This window comes from Thauera sp. SWB20 (assembly GCF_000831325.1).
Classification (GTDB): domain Bacteria; phylum Pseudomonadota; class Gammaproteobacteria; order Burkholderiales; family Rhodocyclaceae; genus Thauera; species Thauera aminoaromatica.
In genome coordinates this window covers 303,669-320,524 of record NZ_JTDM01000016.1, presented here as the reverse complement: position 1 = coordinate 320,524, position 16,856 = coordinate 303,669, and the positions used below count along the sequence as shown (strand labels likewise).

Genomic DNA, 16,856 nt, shown 5'->3' with positions numbered 1-16,856 from the left:
CATGGGCGAGATGGCGTCCACGCTCGCGCACGAGCTCAACCAGCCGCTCGCGGCGATCGCAAGCTACACCACGGGCTGCATCAACCGCCTGCAGGACGAGGCGCCGCTCGACCGCAGCGAGCTGCTCGACGTGCACCAGCGCATCGCCCGCCAGGCCCAGCGCGCCGGCGAGATCATCCGCCGGGTGCACGATTTCGTGCGCCGCTCCGAACCCAAGCGCGAGGCGCTCGACCTCGCCGCGGTGATCCGCGACGCCATCGGCCTGATCGAGGCCGACGCGCGCAAGCGCGGCATGCGGATCCGCAGCGAGCTCGCCGACGGCCTGCCGCAGGTGCCGGCGGACGCGGTGATGATCGAGCAGATCGTCGTCAACCTGGTGCGCAACGCGATGGACTCGATGCGCGACACCCCGCCAGCCGAGCGCGTCGTCGCCGTGCACACCGCACGCGAGGGCCGCTTCGTCACCGTCACCGTCGCCGACCGCGGCGCAGGCATTCCCGCCGAAACCGCCGCGCGGCTGTTCGAGCCCTTCTTCACCACCAAGCAGGAGGGCATGGGCATGGGACTCAACATCTGCCGCTCGATCGCCGAGCTGCACCGCGGCCGCCTGGCCTTCGAATCGCGGCCGGGCGGCGGTACCATCTTCACCCTTTCCCTCCCGGTGGACGCCGAGTTCGAATGAATCCCGCCTGCACGCACATCATCGACGACGACGAAGCCATCCGCGACGCCCTCGAATGGCTGTTCAAGACGCGCGGCGTACCCTGCCGGAGCTGGGCCTCGGCCGAGGCCTTCCTCGCCGACTGGCGCGGCGACTGGCGCGGCTGCATCGTGCTCGACATCCGCATGCAGGGCATGAGCGGGCTGGAGTGCTTCGACGAGCTGCTCGCGCGCGGCTGCCAGCTGCCGGTGATCTTCATCACCGGCCACGGCGACGTGCCGATGGCGGTGGCGGCGCTCAAAAAGGGCGCCTTCCACTTCATCGAGAAGCCCTTCAACGACCACGATCTCGTCGACCTTGTCGAGAAGGCGCTCGCCACCGACGACGAGCGCCTGCGCGCCGCCGCCAGCCGCGAGACCATCGAGGCACGCCTGGCCACGCTCACCCAGCGCGAGCGCGAGGTCATGGAGCTGATCCTCGAAGGCAAGTACAACAAGGTGATCGCCGACGACCTGTCGATCTCGATGCGCACCGTGGAGGCGCACCGCTCGCGCATCTTCGAGAAGATGGAGGTGCGCTCGGCGGTCGAGCTGGCACAGCTGCTGACCACGCTGCGCACCTGAGCGCGGGCGCCACCGTTCAGCGCTCAGGGTGGCGGCGCGGGGGTGACGCCGCCCGGTCGCCACTCCGGCACGAGCCCCGCTGCCCCCGGCGCGCAGGCGAACTCCGCCGCCACGCCGATGCCGCCCACCCACGCGGGCTCGCCGTCCACCCACAGCACCGGCAGGCGGTCGCGCAGCCACGCGGGAATCGCGGCCTCCTGGCAGAGCTTGCGCAGCTCGCGCCGCGGCCGCGCGGGGTGCAGTCGCATGCGCAGACCCTCGCGCCGGGGCCCGAGCAGGACCTCGCCGGCATCTTCGAGGCAGCCCCTGCCCAGTCCGGCGCCGATCGACGCCACGAGGCGTACTTCATCCCCGCCCCAGTGCATCGCCGCCTCGCCCTGCCAGTGCAGCGCCTGCGGAGCGGGCGGCTGCGCCGGCTCCAGCCACACACGATCGCGGTAGGCGCAGCACACCCAGGCGCCGAGCGGCAGACGCAGGGGGTGGGCGGGTTCGCACGCGCGCAGCTGGCGCAGGGCTTCGCCGAGCGGCGCCGCGCCGGGCAAGGGCGCACCGGACCCGAGCAGCAGCCAGCGCAGCAGGTTGGCCTGGCGCGCCGGCGTCAGGGCGAGCAAGTCCGCGCGGCACAGCACGGGCGCGCCGCAGGCCGCGGCATCGATCGCGGCGAGTTCGCCGAGCAGCGCGTCGGCCTCGGCGAAATGCGCGGCAGCGCGCGCCAGGTTCGGCACCGCCGCCGGGAAGAGGCCTTCGGCCACCGGCAGCAGACGATGGCGGAGGGCGTTGCGGGTGAAGCGCAGCTCGGCGTTGCTCTCGTCCTCCACCCAACCGAGTCCGTGCGCGCCCGCCCACTCGAGCAGCTGCGCGCGGCGCACCCCGAGCAGCGGGCGCAGCCGCCCCACCCGCCCTGCCCCGCCCGGCTCCACCGCGCGCATCGCCGCCGCCCCGCGCACGCCCGTGCCGCGCAGCAGGCGGAACAGCAGGGTCTCGGCCTGGTCGTCCTCGTGATGGCCGAAGGCGAGCCAGTCGCAGTCCACTTGGGCGAGCGCGGTGTGGCGCGCGGCGCGCGCGGCGGCCCTCGAGGCCGTCGGCGTGGGCGCGCTCGACTTCGACGCGGAAGACTTGCAGGTGAACGTCCGCGGCCAAGCAGCGCTCGGCGCAGGCGCGCGCCCAGGCGGCGGCATTCGGGCTGAGGCCGTGGTCGACGTGGGCGGCGCGCAGGCTGAAGCCGAAGCGCGGCTGCAGGCGGCGCAGGAGCTCGAACAGCACCACCGAATCGACTCCGCCGGAGAGCGCGCAGCACACGCGACTGCCGGCGCCGACACCGGCAGCCGCGAGGACCGCGGCGGCGGATTCGGGCAGCACGTCGGCGGGCGGGGTCCTCATCGATGGAGTCGCGAGCGCAGGCGCAGCAGCGCGCGCCCGACCGGGCTCGAGCGGCGAGAAGGCCTCAGGCCGCCTTTTCCTTGTAGCGGCCGTAGCTCATCAGCTTCTGGTAGCGCTGCTCGACGAGCTCGGAGGGCGACAGCGCCTCGAGCTCGCGCAGCGCGTCGGCGAGCGCGCGCTTGAGCGTGGCGGCCATCGCACGGTGGTCGCGGTGGGCGCCGCCGATCGGCTCGTCGACCACCTTGTCGACCAGGTCGAGCGACTTCAGGCGCGCCGCGGTGATGCCCATGGTCTCGGCCGCGTCGGCGGCCTTCTCCGCGCTCTTCCACAGGATCGAGGCGCAACCTTCGGGCGAGATCACCGAGTAGGTCGAGTATTGCAGCATCAGCACGCGGTCGGCGACCGCGATCGCGAGCGCGCCGCCCGAGCCGCCTTCGCCGATGATGGTGCTGATGATCGGGGTCTTGAGCTCGGACATCAGGTAGATGCTGTGCCCGATCGCCTCGGACTGGCCGCGCTCCTCGGCGCCGATGCCGGGATAGGCCCCCGGCGTGTCGACGAAGGTGAACACCGGCAGCGCGAACTTCTCCGCCATCTTCATCAGGCGCATCGCCTTGCGGTAGCCCTCGGGGCGCGGCATGCCGAAGTTGCGCGCGATCTTTTCCTTGGTGTCGCGACCCTTCTGATGACCGATCACCACGCAGGCCTGGCCGTTGAAGCGCGCCAGCCCGCCTACGATGGCCTTGTCGTCGGCGTAGTTGCGGTCGCCGTGCAGCTCGTGGAAGTCGGTGAACATCAGGCTGGCGTAGTCCAGCGTGTAGGGGCGCTGCGGGTGGCGCGCGACCTGGGCGATCTGCCAGGGGCTGAGCTTGGCGTAGAGGTCCTTGGTCAGCGACTGGCTCTTGGCCTCGAGCCGCTTGATCTCGTCGGAGATGTCGACCGCCGGATCGTCCTGGACGAAGCGCAGCTGGTCGATCTTTTCCTCGAGTTCGGAGATCGCCGTTTCGAAATCAAGAAAGGTGGTCTTCATCCCGGGCTGTCCCAGTCAAAAATGTGCGCCATTGTAACGCCAGCCGCCCGGCCGCGCGCGGCGCGCGTGCTGCAGCGCAAAACCCGTGCTCGCGCGCAAAAGAATGGGGCGGCGCCTCGCGGCCACCGCCCCATTCCGGAAGGCGCCCGCCGTGGCGGGCGCTCCGGGTCAGTCGTTGTTGGCGAACCCCAGCAGGTGCAGCAGGCTGGTGAAGAGGTTGAAGATCGACACGAACAGCGACACCGTGGCCATGATGTAGTTGGTCTCGCCGCCGTGGATGATGTTGCTGGTCTCGTACAGGATGAGGCCCGACATCAGCATCACGAAGGCAGCCGAGACGGTCAGCGACAGCGCCGGGATCTCGAAGAAGATCGCGCCCAGGCCGGCAAGGAAGGCCACCAGGATGCCGACCATCAGGAAGCCGCCCATGAAGGAGAAGTCCTTCTTGGTGGTCACCGCGTAGGCCGACAGGCCAAGGAAGATCGCCGCGGTGCCGGCCATCGCCTGCATCACGATCGAGCCGCCATTGGGCAGGGCGAGGTAGGACGAGATGATCGGGCCGAGGGTGAAGCCCATGAAGCCGGTCAGCGCGAACACGAACACGATGCCCAGGCTGCTGTCGCGGAACTTGGTAGTGGCGAAGAGCAGGCCGAAGTAGCCGGCCAGCGTGATCAGGATGCCCAGGCGCGGCGCGCCCATCGCCATCGACAGGCCGGCGGTCAGCGCCGAGAAGGCCAGCGTGAGCGACAGCAGCATGTAGGTGTTGCGGATGACCTTGTTGGTCTGCAGGACCGAGGCTTCGGCCCGGCCCAGGGTACTGATGCGGTTTTCCATGGTGGAGGTCCTCCAGTGGGATCGTCGATTTGTTTTGGAACCGGCGCCGAACGGGCGGACGACCGGGGGTTTGCTGCAGGAACTACGAGAAAATCATGCCGGGATCGCGGCCATCGCCGGCCCGCGCTGGTGGCGGCGCACGCGCTGGGCGAGCACGCGGGCGACCCGGTCGGCGGCCTCGTCCACCGCCGCGCGCACGTCGAGCTGAGTGATGGCGAAAACCACATCGGGGAGGTTGCGCAGGCGCAGCTGAACCACGCAACGCTTGTCGGCGCCACCCTCCACACCATTCACATCGGCGACCTTCACGCGCGCCCACTGGATGTGGTCGCGGAAGCGGCCAATCGAAGCACGCATCCGCTGCGCCACGTAGTCGCGCAGGCCGGGGGCGGTCTCCACACCGTCGCAATGCAGATCGATACGCATGTCCAGTCTCCTTCGTTTTCGTTGCACGGATCCATCGGGCCCTGTGCTCCGGTGGATACTACCGCTCAGACTGTTCGATAGAATCTCGGTTCAGCAGAATTTGAATCCGATTTTTCCGAAGTATTGAAGTGCGCACGCCGGAGGCGCCCCATGCTGAACTACAAGCAGCTCCATCATTTCTGGACCGTGGCCCGCGCGGGTGGGATCGTGCGCGCGGCGGAACGTTCCGGCCTGGCGCCGCAGACCCTGTCCGGCCAGATCGCCACCCTGGAGACCGATCTCGGCGTAAACCTGTTCAAGCGCCAGGGCCGCGGCCTGGTGCTGACCGAGACCGGGCGCATGGTGCTGGACTACGCCGAGGAGATCTTCCGCCTCGGCAACGAGCTCGAGGAAGCGCTGCAGAGCCGCGCGACGGGGCGCGCGGTGCCTTTCCGGGTGGGCATCGCCGACGTGGTGCCGAAGGCGATCGCGTGGTTGCTGCTGGCACCCTCGATGGATCTCCCCGAGCCGATGCGCATCGTCTGCCGGGAGGGCAAGTTCGACGCCCTGCTCGGCGAACTCGCGATCCACAAGCTCGACGTGGTGCTCGCCGACAGCCCGCTGCCGCCCGCCATGGACGTGCGCGGTTTCAGCCACGCGCTCGGCGAATCGACCATCGGCTTCTACGCCGCGCCCGCGCTCGCCGCCCGCCTTGCCGGCGACTTCCCCGCCCGCCTCGACGGCGCACCGCTGCTGCTGCCCGGGGTGGAGGCGAGCGTGCGCGGGCCGCTGCTGCGCTGGATCGAGGCCGCCGGGCTGCGCCCGCGCATCGTCGGCGAATTCGACGACAGCGCGCTGATGCGCGCCTTCGCCGAGGCCGGCGCGGGCATCTTCCCGAGCGCTTCGCTGGTCGGCGAGCAGCTCTGCCGCCAGGGCGGGCTGGTGCATCTGGGGGACGCGAAGGGCGTCACCGAAACCTACTACGCGATCTCGGTGGAGCGCAGACTGACCCACCCCGCGGTGCGCGCGATCAGCGAGGGCGCGCACGCGAAGCAGAACTTCGCCTGATTTGATTTTCGCCCCGGGGCGCTACAGAATCGCGGGCCGGGAACGGACGGCGACCGGCAACGCTGGCAAGCGCGCTCCCTCAGCAAGAAGGCAGGCAGCCGGAACGCAGGAAGAGGAAAAGCGAGCGGAGGACTCCGTCGCGAACGACTACTCGACGGGCGGGGTCGAACGCCGCGTTCATCGAAGAGCCGCCGGCGGTCGATGCCGACCGGCGGAGCCGAAAACTGGTGCCGAGAGTGGGACTCGAACCCACACACCTTGCGGCGGCGGATTTTGAGTCCGCTGCGTCTACCGATTCCGCCATCCCGGCACGGGACGCGCATTATCCCCGAACACGAGGCGGGGCGGCAAGCGAGCCGTCAGCCGCTCCGGACCAGAACAATCTCCACCGAACACAACACGATGTCCCTCACCCTCGCCGACTTCGACTACACCCTGCCTCCCGAGCTGATCGCCCAGGCACCGCTGGCCGAGCGCAGCGCCAGCCGCCTGCTCGTGCTGGAGCCGCAGGAGGGCGCCACGCCGCGGCTCACCGACGCGGTGTTTTCCGCCCTTGCGGAGCGCGTGAATCCCGGCGATCTGCTGGTGTTCAACGACACCCGCGTCATCCATGCCCGTCTGCACGGCGTCAAGGACAGCGGCGGCCAGGTCGAGGTGCTGATCGAGCGGCCGGTCGGCCCGCACGAGGCGCTCGCCCAGGTGCGGGCGAGCAAGTCGCCGAAGACCGGCAGCCGGCTGCGCCTGGCGGACGCGTTCGAGGTCGAGGTGCTCGGCCGCGTGGGCGAGTTCTTCCACCTGCGCTTTCCGCCCGACGAAGACCTCCTTGCGCTGCTCGAGCGCCACGGCAAGCTGCCGCTGCCGCCCTACATCCAGCGCGCCGCAGGCGAGGCCGACGAGTCCCGTTACCAGACGGTCTATGCACGCGCGCCCGGCTCGGTCGCCGCGCCCACCGCCGGCCTGCACTTCGACGACGCGCTGCTCGCGCGCATCGCCGCGCGCGGCGCCCAGTGCGCCTGGCTCACCCTGCACGTGGGCGCCGGCACCTTCCAGCCGGTGCGCGTCGACGATCTCGGCGAGCACCGCATGCACCGCGAGCGCTACGTGATCCCGCAGGAGACGGTGGACGCCATCGCCGCCACCCGCGCCGCCGGCGGGCGCGTGATCGCGGTCGGCACCACCAGCATGCGCGCGCTCGAGGCCGCGGCGCAGGAGGGCGCGCTCGAAGCCGGCAGCGGCGAGACCGAGATCTTCATCCTGCCCGGCTTCCGCTTCCAGGTGGTGGATGCGCTGGTCACCAACTTCCACTTGCCCAGATCCACCCTGATGATGCTGGTGTCGGCCTTCGCCGGCATGGACAGCATCCGCCGCGCCTATGCGCATGCGGTCGAGCAGCGCTACCGCTTCTTCAGCTACGGCGACGCGATGTTCATCACCCGCCGCAACGAATCCGAGAACGACAAGAACGACGATGCAGTTTGAACTCCTCACCACCGACGGCGGCGCCCGCCGCGGACGCCTCACCCTCGCCCACGGCGTGGTCGAGACCCCGGTCTTCATGCCGGTCGGCACCTATGGCACGGTCAAGGCGATGACGCCGGCCATGCTCTCCGACATCGGCGCGCAGATCTGCCTGGGCAACACCTTCCACCTGTGGCTGCGCCCGGGGCTGGACATCATCTCCGCGCACCAGGGCCTGCATCGCTTCATGGCCTGGGACAAGCCCATCCTCACCGACTCGGGTGGCTTCCAGGTCTTCAGCCTGGGCGCGCTGCGCAAGATCAGCGAGGAAGGCGTGAAGTTCGCCAGCCCGATCGACGGCGCGAAACTCTTCCTGACGCCCGAGATCTCGATGCAGATCCAGAGCGTGCTGAACTCGGACATCGTGATGATCTTCGACGAATGCACGCCCTACCCCGCCACTCGCGACGAGGCGGCCAAGTCGATGCGCCTGTCGCAGCGCTGGGCGAAGCGCTCGCGCGACGAGTTCGATCGCCTCGAGAACAAGAACGCCCTCTTCGGCATCGTCCAGGGCGGCATGTACGAGGACCTGCGCGACGAGTCGCAGGCCGCACTCGAAGACATCGGCTTCCACGGCTTCGCCATCGGCGGCCTGTCGGTGGGCGAACCCAAGGACGACATGGCGCGCATCCTCGCCCACACTGCGCCGCGCCTGCCGCAGGGCAAGCCGCGCTACCTGATGGGCGTGGGCACGCCCGAGGACATCGTCGCGGGCGTCGCCGCCGGCATCGACATGTTCGACTGCGTGATGCCCACCCGCAACGCCCGCAACGGCTGGCTGTTCACCCGCTACGGCGACATCAAGATCAAGAACGCGGTGCACAAGGCCGACACCCGCCCGCTCGACCCAAGCTGCGACTGCTACACCTGCCGCAACTTCAGCCGCGCCTACCTGCACCACCTGCACCGCACCGGCGAGATCCTCGGCAGCATGCTCAACACGGTGCACAACCTGCGCTACTACCAGACGCTTACAGCCGAGCTGCGCGCCGCGATCGCGGCCGGCGAGTTCGCGCCCTACGTACAGCGCTTCCGCGGCGAGCGCGCCACCGGCACGGGCTGAACCCTTCGCCGCGCGGGCCGTCTCACCCCTCCCGGGCCCCGTCCCGGCTGCTGCTATACTTCATCGTTTTTCTTCCAACCGGAGTTTCAACGTGCTGATTTCCAATGCCTACGCCCAGGCCGCTGGCGCCGCCGACCCCACCGGAGGCCTGATGGGCCTGCTGCCGCTGATCCTGATGTTCGTGGTGCTGTGGTTCCTGATGATCCGCCCGCAGATGAAGCGCGCGAAGGAACACAAGGCCATGGTCGAGGCGCTCGCCAAGGGTGACGAAGTCGTCACCGGCGGCGGCATCGCCGGCCGCGTCGTCGAAGTCGGCGACAGCTTCGTGCAGATCGAAGTCGCCCCCAACACCGTGGTCGCCGCGCAGAAACAGGCCGTCGCCACCGTGCTGCCCAAGGGCACGCTGAAGGCGATCTGACCCTCCCGGCGCGGTGGCGGGCGGCTCGACCGCGCCGCCGCCGCGGGCCCATGGCCGGCCCCTGCAATCCGTCGCCGCCCCCACGGGTGCGGCCAGGCGCCCGGCAGGCGCAGCCCGACGCCTCCCGTCGGGCCCCGCTCCACCCAAATTCCCGCCGACGATGAACCGCTATCCCCTCTGGAAGAACCTCCTGATCGGCCTCGTGCTGCTCTGGGGCCTGATCTACACCCTGCCCAACTTCTACGGCGAGGTGCCGGCGGTGCAGGTGTCCAGCGCCAAGGCCACGCTCAAGCTCGACACCGCGGCCACCACCGACCGCATCGCCGGTGCGCTCAAGGCGGCCGGCATCGAGAACACCGGCATCTTCTCCGACGCCACCAGCGTACGTGCCCGCTTCAAGGACACCGAGACCCAGCTGCGCGCCAAGGACGTCATCGAGCAGACCTTCAACCCCGACGCCGCCGACCCGTCCTACGTGGTCGCGCTCAACCTGCTGTCGGCCTCGCCGAGCTGGCTCACCTCGATCCAGGCGCTGCCGATGTATCTCGGCCTCGACCTGCGCGGCGGGGTGCACTTCCTGCTCGAGGTCGACATGCCGGGTGCGCTGGTCAAGCGCCTCGATTCGACCACCGGCGACCTGCGCACCCTGATGCGCGACAAGAGCGTGCGCCACGCCGGCATCACCCGCGAAGGCAACACCGTGGTGATCCGCTTCCGCGACGCCGCCCAGCGCGAGGCGGGCCGGCGCGCGATCCTCGACAGCACCACCGACCTGCAGCTCGTCGAGCGCGACGATGCCGCCGACGACCTCAAGCTGGTCGCCACGCTGACGCCGCAGGCGCAGCAGACCATGCGCGACTTCGCGATCAAGCAGAACATCACCACGCTGCACAACCGCATCAACGAGCTCGGCGTCGCCGAGCCGGTGATCCAGCAGCAGGGTGCCGAGCGCATCGTGGTGCAGCTGCCCGGCGTGCAGGACGTGGCCAAGGCCAAGGACATCCTCGGCCGCACCGCCACGCTGGAAGTGCGCATGGTGGACGACACCCCGGGCGCGATCGAGCAGGCGCTCGCCGGCAGCGTACCCTTCGGCACGGAGCTCTACAACGAGCGTGGCGGCTCGCCGCTGCTGGTCAAGAAGCAGGTCGTGCTCACCGGAGACCGCCTCACCGACGCCCAGCCCGGCTTCGACGGCCAGACCAACGAACCCGCGGTACACCTCACGCTCGATGCCGCAGGCGCGCGCATCTTCCGCGACGTCACGCGCGAGAGCGTCGGCAAGCGCATGGCCATCCTGCTGTTCGAGAAGGGCAAGGGCGAGGTCGTGACCGCGCCGGTGATCCGCAGCGAGATCGGCGGCGGGCGCGTGCAGATCTCCGGTCGCATGAGCACCGTCGAGGCCAACGACGTCGCGCTGCTGCTGCGCGCCGGCTCGCTGGCGGCGCCGATGGAGATCATCGAGGAGCGCACCGTCGGCCCCAGCCTGGGCGCGGAGAACATCGCGAAGGGCTTCAACTCGACGCTGTGGGGCTTCCTCGCCATCGTCGTGTTCATGTGCGGCTACTACCTGCTGGTGGGCCTCGTTTCGTCGATCGCGCTCGCCGCCAACCTGCTGCTGCTGGTGGCGCTGCTGTCGCTGCTGCAGGCCACGCTGACCCTGCCCGGCATCGCCGCGATGGCGCTGACCCTGGGCATGGCGATCGACTCCAACGTGCTGATCAACGAGCGCATCCGCGAGGAACTGCGCAACGGCGCCAGCCCGCAGGCGGCCATCGCGGCCGGTTACGACCGCGCCTGGGACACCATCCTCGACTCCAACATCACCACGCTGATCGCGGGCATCGCGCTGCTGGTGTTCGGCTCCGGTCCGGTGCGCGGCTTCGCGGTGGTGCACTGCCTGGGCATCCTGACCTCGATGTTCAGCGCGATCCTGGTGTCGCGGATGCTGATCAATTTCATCTACGGCCGTCGCCGCAAGGTCGAAAGCCTGTCGATCGGCCAGGTGTGGAAGCCGGATACGAAATAAGCGGACGAACGCACAGGAAACACGACCATGGAATTCTTCCGCATCAAGAAAGACATCCCCTTCATGCGCCACGCGCTGGTGTTCAACGTCATCTCGTTGCTCACCTTCGCGCTGGCGGTCTTCTTCCTCCTCACCCGCGGCCTGCACCTGTCGGTGGAGTTCACCGGCGGCACCTTGGTCGAGGTCAGCTACGCCCAGGCACCGCAGCTCGAGCCGATTCGCGAGGCGCTGGCGGGCAGCGGCTACCCCGACGCGCAGGTGCAGAACTTCGGCAGCGCACGCGACCTGCTGATCCGCCTGCCCAACCGCGAGGACCTGGAGACATCGCGCGTGTCCGAGACGGTGATGAACACGCTGCAGCAGGTCGGCGGCCCCGCCCCCGAGCTGCGCCGGGTGGAATTCGTCGGCCCGCAGGTCGGCAAGGAGCTCGCCGCCGACGGCTCGATGGCGCTGCTGCTGGTGATCGTCGGCATCATGATCTACTTGGCGCTGCGCTTCGAGTGGCGCTTCGCGGTGTCGGCGATCATCGCCAACCTGCACGACGTCATCATCATCCTGGGCTTCTTCGCCTTCTTCCAGTGGGAGTTCTCGCTCCCGGTGCTGGCGGCGGTGCTGGCGGTGCTGGGCTACTCGGTGAACGAGTCCGTGGTGGTGTTCGACCGCGTGCGCGAGACCTTCAAGAAGAAGCGCAACATGACCACGCCGCAGGTGCTGGACCACGCGATCACGAGCACCATCTCGCGCACCGTGATCACCCACGGCAGCACGCAGGTGATGGTACTGTCGATGCTCGTCTTCGGCGGCGAGACGCTGTACTACTTCTCGCTCGCGCTGACGATCGGCATCTGCTTCGGCATCTACTCCTCGGTGCTGGTGGCGAGCCCGCTGGTGATGTGGCTGGGCGTGTCGCGCGAGCAGTTCATCAAGCCGAAGAAGGAGAAGGAAGAGGCGGTGGTCTGAGGCTGCTCCGCGCTTCCCGACCGGAAAAGGCGCCCGCGCGGCGCTTTTTTCTTGCCTGTGGGAATCAGCGCCTCGGCAACGCCTCCGTCCCTGCGAACGCGGCGCAACTGGAAAACGCCAGCCTGCGACACCCCCGAACGCAAGGCTGCGGGTCGGGGCTCGGGGCGGCGGGCGCCAACTTCAGGAGCGCCGAGGTGGAGGGCGTCGCGGGGGAAACAAGGCGACGCATGCCCGAGGAGCGCAGCGACGAGTTTGCGTCGCCGCCCCCGCGGCTGAACCGCCGCCGCGCAGGCGATCACACCATGCAGAACCTCACACCGCGAACACCTGCTTCACCCGCAGCGTTTCCCCACGCTCGATCAGCCCGATCAGGCGGTCGATGTTGGGATGCTTGCCGGGGTTGGCGCGGGCATCCTCGGTGTGCTCGGCATAGAGCTCCAGCCCCTTCTTCGCCGCCTCGGGGCTGATCGCGCCGTAGAGCTGGGCGAGGTGGTTGTAGACCGCCAGCGAGCCGGCCTGGCCGGGCTTGTTCTCGATGGTGGCGACGACCGCGTCGGCGGCGTCGATCAGATTCAACGCGGCGAGGTGAGACACGCCGGGCAGGGTCTTGAGGTTGTCGGCGAAGGCCATAGGGTTTCTCCTGGATTGAAAACGCCACCGCAAGGGTGGCGTCGGGATGGGCGCCGGCGCGCGGCCGGCGGATTCGGGCGACGCTCAGATGCGGCGGGCGAGCTCCGCCGCCTTGCCGACGTAGCTCGCCGGCGTCATCGCCAGCAGGTGGTCACGCGCCTCGGCGGGGATGGCCAGGGTGCGGATGAATTCCTGCAGCGCCTCGCGGGTGATGCCCTTGCCGCGCGTCATGGCCTTGAGCTGCTCGTAGGGGTTGGCGATGCCATAGCGGCGCATCACGGTCTGCACCGGCTCGGCGAGCACCTCCCAGCAGTCATCCAGGTCCGCCGCCAGGCGCGTGGGCTCGGCCTCGAGCTTGCCCAGGCCGCGCAGGCAACTGTCGAGTGCGAGCACCGTGTGGCCGAAGCCCACGCCCATGTTGCGCAGCACGGTCGAGTCGGTGAGGTCGCGCTGCATGCGCGAGATCGGCAGCTTCTCGGAGAAGTGCTTGAGCACCGCGTTGGCGAGGCCGAAGTTGCCCTCGGCATTCTCGAAGTCGATCGGGTTGACCTTGTGCGGCATGGTCGAGGAGCCGACCTCGCCTTCCTTGAGCTTCTGCTTGAAGTAGCCGAGCGAGATGTACATCCAGATGTCGCGGCAGGCGTCGATCAGCATGGTGTTGGCGCGCGCGATGGCGTCGAAGAGCTCGGCCATGGCGTCGTGCGGCTCGATCTGGATGGTGTATTCGTTGAAGGTCAGCCCCAGGGACTCGATGAAGCGGCGGTTGAAGCCCTCCCAGTCGAATTGCGGCCAAGCCGACAGGTGGGCGTTGTAGTTGCCGACCGCGCCGTTGAACTTGGCGGTCATCGCCACGCCGGCGATGGCTGCGCGCGCCCGCATCAGGCGCGCCGCGATGTTGGCCATCTCCTTGCCGAGCGTGGTCGGGCTGGCGGGCTGGCCGTGGGTGCGCGACAGCATCGGCAGGTCGGCGAGCGCGTGGGCCAACTCGCGGAACCGGGCGATCACCGCGTCGAGCGCCGGCAGCAGCACACGGTCGCGGCCTTCGGCCAGCATCAGCGCGTGCGAGGTGTTGTTGATGTCTTCGGAGGTGCAGGCGAAGTGGATGAACTCGGACACCTTCATCACCTCGGCGTTGTGGCCGAGGCGCTTCTTGAGCCAGTACTCCATGGCCTTGACGTCGTGGTTGGTGGTGGCCTCGATCGCCTTCACCGCTTCGCCGTCGTCGGTCGAGAACTGCGCCACCACGGCGTCGAGCTCCACCACCGTGGCCGGCGAGAACGGGGCAATCTCGGCCAGTGCCGGCTCGGCGGCGAGTGCCTTCAGCCATTCGACCTCGACGCGCACGCGGTTGCGAATCAGGCCGTGCTCCGAAAAGTGTTCGCGCAGGCCGGCGACCTTGCCATGGTAGCGACCATCGAGCGGAGACAGGGCGGTGAGCGGGGACGGGGCGGCGTTCGACATGGCGGGAGCTTCCGGGAAAAACTGCTATTTTAACGCCTGCCCCTCTTCCCCACCGAGAACAAAAGACGATGAGCGAGACCACGCCTTACCGCGTCCAGGTGACCGCGGTCGCCGAATACGTCGCCGACCAGTCGCGCCCGCAGGACGAGCACTTCGTGTTCGCCTACCACATCACCGTCCTCAACACCGGCGAGGTGCGCGCCCAGCTGCTCGCGCGCCACTGGGTGATCACCGACGGCAACGGCAAGATGCAGGAAGTCCACGGCCAGGGCGTGGTCGGCGAGCAGCCGGTGCTCGGCCCCGGCCAGGCCTTCCGCTACACCAGCGGCTGCGTGCTCGCCACGCCGGTGGGGACGATGCAGGGCAGCTACCGCATGCGCGCGGACGACGGCCACGAGTTCGAGGCCGAGATTCCGGCCTTCATGCTGGCGGTGCCGAAAGCGCTGCACTGAGCGCGCTGCCGGTCACGGCGGACGATCGTGCCCAGCTGCTAGCCCGGGCGCGCGCTCCCCGGGGCGACGAATGGCAGCGGATACTCCACCACGTGACCACGGCCGCCGTGCTTGGCGGCGTAGCACGCCTGGTCGGCGGCGATCATCAGCGCGTCGGCCTCCTGCAGGTCCGGGTCCATGCGCGCGAGCCCGATGCTGGCGCCGACGCGGAAGGCCCTGCCGTCGGACTCGAACGCATGCGCGGCGATCGCCGCGCACAGCCCCTCGGCGATGCGGCGCGCGTCCTCGCGGCCACAACCGCGCAAGATCGCGGCGAACTCGTCGCCACCGATGCGGAACACTTCGTCCTCGGAGCGCAGGCGACCCTTGAGCAGGGCACCGAGCTCGCTCAGCAGCCGGTCTCCCGCAGCATGGCCGCAGCTGTCATTGACCACCTTGAAGTGATCGAGGTCGATATAGAAGAGGGTGATCTGGTCGCCCGAGCGCCGGTGCGCACGCACCGCCTGCTCGATGCGCTCCTCGAAGGCGCGCCGGTTGGCGAGCCCCGTCAGCGGGTCGTGGCGGGCCTGCCAGGCCAGTTGCACGGTGGCCTCGTCGATGCGGGCCTGCAGCGTGCGCTGGTTCTCGGCGATCGCCTCGGCCATGGCGTTGAATCCCGCTTCGAGCGCCTTCAACTCGCCGTTGCGCGCACGCGCCGGTACGCGCGCCGCGAGGTCGCCGTCGGCCATGCGCCCGACCGCATCCACCAGGGCAGCGACCGGCTCGCCGACCGATCCGGCCAGACGCACCGCGATTGCCATCGCCGTCGCGAGCACGCCCAGCACCAACAGGCTCACGGTCAGGAAGACCCCGCGCTTCTCGGCATCCAGACGCGCGGTGCCGAGCACCACGCGGACGTGGCCGACGACCGGCGCCGTCTTCGACGACGAATCCTCCGCATAGTCGTCCACCGTCGCGGGCACCGCCACCACCGGCGCCTCGAAGCCGATCGCACCGTCCGCGAGGTCGACACGGATCTCGTCCCCCTCGGCGCGCGACGGCGCGGCCAGCCGTGGCGACACCCCCTCTCCCAGCGTCGCCAGCGCGTCGCCGCCCGCATCGTAGAACCCGACGCCGACCACGTCGGGCTGGACCTGCACCCGCGCCATCAGCGCGCCGAGCGCTTCGCGGTTGCCCGACACGAGCACATATTCAGCCGCCGGCGCGAGGAAGCGCACCATGGCACGGCCGCGTTCGAGCAGGGCCTGGTCGAGCGCGCGACTGCTCTGGTAAGCGAAGAGCGCGGCGATGCAGAGCACGAACACGACGCTCGGCAGGCCGAGCACCAAAAGCATCTGTCGCCGCAGCGAGTAACGGGAAAGCGCGGCGATCATTGCGCCCCTCCGTCGGCAATCCGCTCGCGCAACACCTGCTCGTCCGCGACCACGAGCCCCAGCGCCCGCGCCACCGCGCGATTGACCGCGACATCGAAGCGGCGCGGCGAGTGGATCTTGCGCACCAGGGCCGCAGGCTCCTTGGCTGCCGCCAGCAGGTCCGCGACATCCACCGCGACGTGCTCTGGCGTGCTGAACACCGCGGCGAGCGCACCCGCGGTGACATAGGCGGCCGAGTGGGCGAACACCGGCCGGCGGTGGCGGTAACTGGTGAGCAGGATCGTGCGCGCCGCGGCCGGCCCCGAGACAAGGCCGTCGGGCAGGGGCAGCAGGGCGTCGCCGGCAAAGAGCAGGTGATCGAGCGCCGGCACGAGGTCCGCCACCTCGCGCACCTCATGGACGTCGGCCTGCAAGCGCAGCGCGTCCGCTGCATGCTGGAGGCCGGGCAGTTGCACGACGCTGTCCGGTCCGAGCAGCACGCCGACGCGCTTCGCGTCGGGCAGGACCGCGCGCACGAGACGGAGATGACGTTCGAGCGGCTGGTCGAGCACCACCGCGCCGAGATCCCGCGCGGGATGCGCCCGCTTGAGGCGATCCAGGTCGCGCAGGCCGACGAGCACGGCCAGCACCGGCCGCGAGGAATCCCGCAGGGCACGCTCCGCCGCCGCGTGGCCGACCGCGAGTACGAGATCGGCGCGGCCGAGCAGCGCCGTATCTGCCTCCCCGCCGGCGAGCCCCGCGCCTGCCAGCCGATGCACCCCGGGCGCGAGCGCGGCATCGAGCGCCTCGACGAAGCGCTGACCGCGCCCCCCCGGCTCGGAAACCAGCACCGCCACCTCCATCGCGTGCGCAACGGACAGGCCGAGCACAGGCAGCAGCGCGAGCATGGCGAGCGCCGCTGCGACGCGCAGGCCGCCGGGGAGGAGACACGACAGGCAGGCTCGCATGCGCGCC

At 69.6% G+C, this 16,856-nt stretch carries 17 protein-coding genes, 1 tRNA gene and 1 pseudogene; 9 read left to right on the top strand and 10 right to left on the bottom strand.

Features of this window, described 5'->3' with window-relative positions:
- Nucleotides 1-682, top strand: a 682-nt coding sequence (locus PO78_RS08870; protein WP_043743241.1) for a sensor histidine kinase, incomplete at its 5' end; no start/stop codon positions are given.
- Nucleotides 679-1,284 (top strand): response regulator transcription factor, encoded by a 606-nt coding sequence (locus PO78_RS08865; RefSeq protein ID WP_004321707.1) that lies wholly within the window; start codon nt 679-681, stop codon nt 1,282-1,284. The genes PO78_RS08870 and PO78_RS08865, both read left to right, overlap by 4 nt.
- A 23-nt stretch (nt 1,285-1,307) precedes the next feature.
- Here PO78_RS08865 and tilS (PO78_RS23620) read toward each other — a convergent pair whose 3' ends face one another.
- The 5 genes and pseudogenes from tilS (PO78_RS23620) to PO78_RS08845 form a co-directional block, all read right to left on the bottom strand.
- Nucleotides 1,308-1,712: a tRNA lysidine(34) synthetase TilS gene (gene tilS, locus PO78_RS23620; protein WP_443080471.1), complete on the bottom strand. Its 405-nt coding sequence runs from the start codon at nt 1,710-1,712 to the stop codon at nt 1,308-1,310.
- 54 nt (nt 1,713-1,766) lie between these two features.
- Nucleotides 1,767-2,664, bottom strand: a pseudogene (gene tilS, locus PO78_RS23615) (tRNA lysidine(34) synthetase TilS); the annotation flags it as partial.
- A gap of 64 nt (nt 2,665-2,728) precedes the next feature.
- On the bottom strand, nt 2,729-3,694 hold the full coding sequence (locus PO78_RS08855; protein WP_043743239.1) for an acetyl-CoA carboxylase carboxyltransferase subunit alpha: 966 nt from the start codon (nt 3,692-3,694) through the stop codon (nt 2,729-2,731).
- 168 nt (nt 3,695-3,862) lie between these two features.
- On the bottom strand, nt 3,863-4,528 hold the full coding sequence (locus tag PO78_RS08850) for a Bax inhibitor-1/YccA family protein (protein ID WP_004306308.1): 666 nt from the start codon (nt 4,526-4,528) through the stop codon (nt 3,863-3,865).
- A gap of 93 nt (nt 4,529-4,621) precedes the next feature.
- Nucleotides 4,622-4,954: an HPF/RaiA family ribosome-associated protein gene (locus PO78_RS08845; RefSeq protein WP_043743237.1), complete on the bottom strand. Its 333-nt coding sequence runs from the start codon at nt 4,952-4,954 to the stop codon at nt 4,622-4,624.
- Nucleotides 4,955-5,104: 150 nt separating this feature from the next.
- Here PO78_RS08845 and nhaR point away from each other — a divergent pair, with 150 nt between their 5' ends.
- Nucleotides 5,105-6,001: a transcriptional activator NhaR gene (gene nhaR / locus PO78_RS08840; protein WP_004306305.1), complete on the top strand. Its 897-nt coding sequence runs from the start codon at nt 5,105-5,107 to the stop codon at nt 5,999-6,001.
- 225 nt (nt 6,002-6,226) lie between these two features.
- On the opposite strand, the gene PO78_RS08835 is transcribed toward nhaR, so the two are convergent.
- Nucleotides 6,227-6,311: transfer RNA gene (locus PO78_RS08835), tRNA-Leu, on the bottom strand.
- A 92-nt stretch (nt 6,312-6,403) separates the two neighbouring features.
- Here PO78_RS08835 and queA point away from each other — a divergent pair.
- The 5 genes from queA (at nt 6,404) to secF (ending at nt 11,986) form a co-directional block, all read left to right on the top strand.
- A complete protein-coding gene (queA, locus tag PO78_RS08830) occupies nt 6,404-7,480 on the top strand; it encodes a tRNA preQ1(34) S-adenosylmethionine ribosyltransferase-isomerase QueA (protein WP_043743235.1) in 1,077 nt (358 codons plus the stop codon).
- Nucleotides 7,470-8,582, top strand: coding sequence for a tRNA guanosine(34) transglycosylase Tgt (gene tgt / locus PO78_RS08825; protein ID WP_004306301.1), 1,113 nt, complete (start codon nt 7,470-7,472; stop codon nt 8,580-8,582). The genes queA and tgt overlap by 11 nt, the downstream gene beginning before the upstream one ends.
- A gap of 91 nt (nt 8,583-8,673) precedes the next feature.
- Nucleotides 8,674-9,000 carry a preprotein translocase subunit YajC gene (gene yajC / locus PO78_RS08820; RefSeq protein WP_004306300.1) on the top strand — a complete coding sequence of 109 codons (327 nt, stop codon included), beginning with the start codon at nt 8,674-8,676 and terminating at the stop codon, nt 8,998-9,000.
- A gap of 160 nt (nt 9,001-9,160) precedes the next feature.
- A complete protein-coding gene (secD, locus tag PO78_RS08815) occupies nt 9,161-11,026 on the top strand; it encodes a protein translocase subunit SecD (protein ID WP_004306298.1) in 1,866 nt (621 codons plus the stop codon).
- Nucleotides 11,027-11,053: 27 nt separating this feature from the next.
- Nucleotides 11,054-11,986 (top strand): protein translocase subunit SecF, encoded by a 933-nt coding sequence (gene secF, locus PO78_RS08810; RefSeq protein WP_043743233.1) that lies wholly within the window; start codon nt 11,054-11,056, stop codon nt 11,984-11,986.
- Between the two features lie 312 nt (nt 11,987-12,298).
- On the opposite strand, the gene PO78_RS08805 is transcribed toward secF, so the two are convergent.
- Both PO78_RS08805 and purB read right to left on the bottom strand, forming a co-directional pair.
- On the bottom strand, nt 12,299-12,616 hold the full coding sequence (locus PO78_RS08805) for a DUF2322 family protein (RefSeq protein WP_004306294.1): 318 nt from the start codon (nt 12,614-12,616) through the stop codon (nt 12,299-12,301).
- A gap of 84 nt (nt 12,617-12,700) precedes the next feature.
- Entirely contained in the window at nt 12,701-14,077 is a 1,377-nt protein-coding gene (gene purB / locus PO78_RS08800; RefSeq protein ID WP_004306292.1) for an adenylosuccinate lyase, read from the bottom strand.
- Between the two features lie 68 nt (nt 14,078-14,145).
- On the opposite strand from purB, the gene apaG reads away from it, so the two are divergent.
- Nucleotides 14,146-14,529, top strand: a complete 384-nt coding sequence (gene apaG, locus PO78_RS08795; protein ID WP_004306290.1) for a Co2+/Mg2+ efflux protein ApaG — start codon at nt 14,146-14,148, stop codon at nt 14,527-14,529.
- Between the two features lie 38 nt (nt 14,530-14,567).
- On the opposite strand, the gene PO78_RS08790 is transcribed toward apaG, so the two are convergent.
- Both PO78_RS08790 and PO78_RS08785 read right to left on the bottom strand, forming a co-directional pair.
- Nucleotides 14,568-15,902, bottom strand: a complete 1,335-nt coding sequence (locus PO78_RS08790) for a diguanylate cyclase (RefSeq protein WP_004306289.1) — start codon at nt 15,900-15,902, stop codon at nt 14,568-14,570.
- The gene (locus PO78_RS08785) at nt 15,899-16,789 is read right to left on the bottom strand and encodes an ABC transporter substrate-binding protein (RefSeq protein ID WP_231570654.1); all 891 of its coding nucleotides are present in this window, start codon (nt 16,787-16,789) and stop codon (nt 15,899-15,901) included. The genes PO78_RS08790 and PO78_RS08785 overlap by 4 nt, the downstream gene beginning before the upstream one ends.
- Nucleotides 16,790-16,856 lie beyond the last annotated feature (67 nt).

Excerpts from the sequence above, each read along its gene's own strand:
- PO78_RS08865 (WP_004321707.1), top strand. The coding sequence starts at position 679 with ATGAATCCCGCCTGCACGCACATCATCGACGACGACGAAGCCATCCGC.
- PO78_RS08855 (WP_043743239.1), bottom strand. The coding sequence starts at position 3,694 with ATGAAGACCACCTTTCTTGATTTCGAAACGGCGATCTCCGAACTCGAG.
- PO78_RS08850 (WP_004306308.1), bottom strand. The coding sequence starts at position 4,528 with ATGGAAAACCGCATCAGTACCCTGGGCCGGGCCGAAGCCTCGGTCCTG.
- PO78_RS08845 (WP_043743237.1), bottom strand. The coding sequence starts at position 4,954 with ATGCGTATCGATCTGCATTGCGACGGTGTGGAGACCGCCCCCGGCCTG.
- nhaR (WP_004306305.1), top strand. The coding sequence starts at position 5,105 with ATGCTGAACTACAAGCAGCTCCATCATTTCTGGACCGTGGCCCGCGCG.
- queA (WP_043743235.1), top strand. The coding sequence starts at position 6,404 with ATGTCCCTCACCCTCGCCGACTTCGACTACACCCTGCCTCCCGAGCTG.
- tgt (WP_004306301.1), top strand. The coding sequence starts at position 7,470 with ATGCAGTTTGAACTCCTCACCACCGACGGCGGCGCCCGCCGCGGACGC.
- secD (WP_004306298.1), top strand. The coding sequence starts at position 9,161 with ATGAACCGCTATCCCCTCTGGAAGAACCTCCTGATCGGCCTCGTGCTG.
- secF (WP_043743233.1), top strand. The coding sequence starts at position 11,054 with ATGGAATTCTTCCGCATCAAGAAAGACATCCCCTTCATGCGCCACGCG.
- PO78_RS08805 (WP_004306294.1), bottom strand. The coding sequence starts at position 12,616 with ATGGCCTTCGCCGACAACCTCAAGACCCTGCCCGGCGTGTCTCACCTC.
- purB (WP_004306292.1), bottom strand. The coding sequence starts at position 14,077 with ATGTCGAACGCCGCCCCGTCCCCGCTCACCGCCCTGTCTCCGCTCGAT.
- apaG (WP_004306290.1), top strand. The coding sequence starts at position 14,146 with ATGAGCGAGACCACGCCTTACCGCGTCCAGGTGACCGCGGTCGCCGAA.
- PO78_RS08790 (WP_004306289.1), bottom strand. The coding sequence starts at position 15,902 with ATGATCGCCGCGCTTTCCCGTTACTCGCTGCGGCGACAGATGCTTTTG.
- PO78_RS08785 (WP_231570654.1), bottom strand. The coding sequence starts at position 16,789 with ATGCTCGCGCTGCTGCCTGTGCTCGGCCTGTCCGTTGCGCACGCGATG.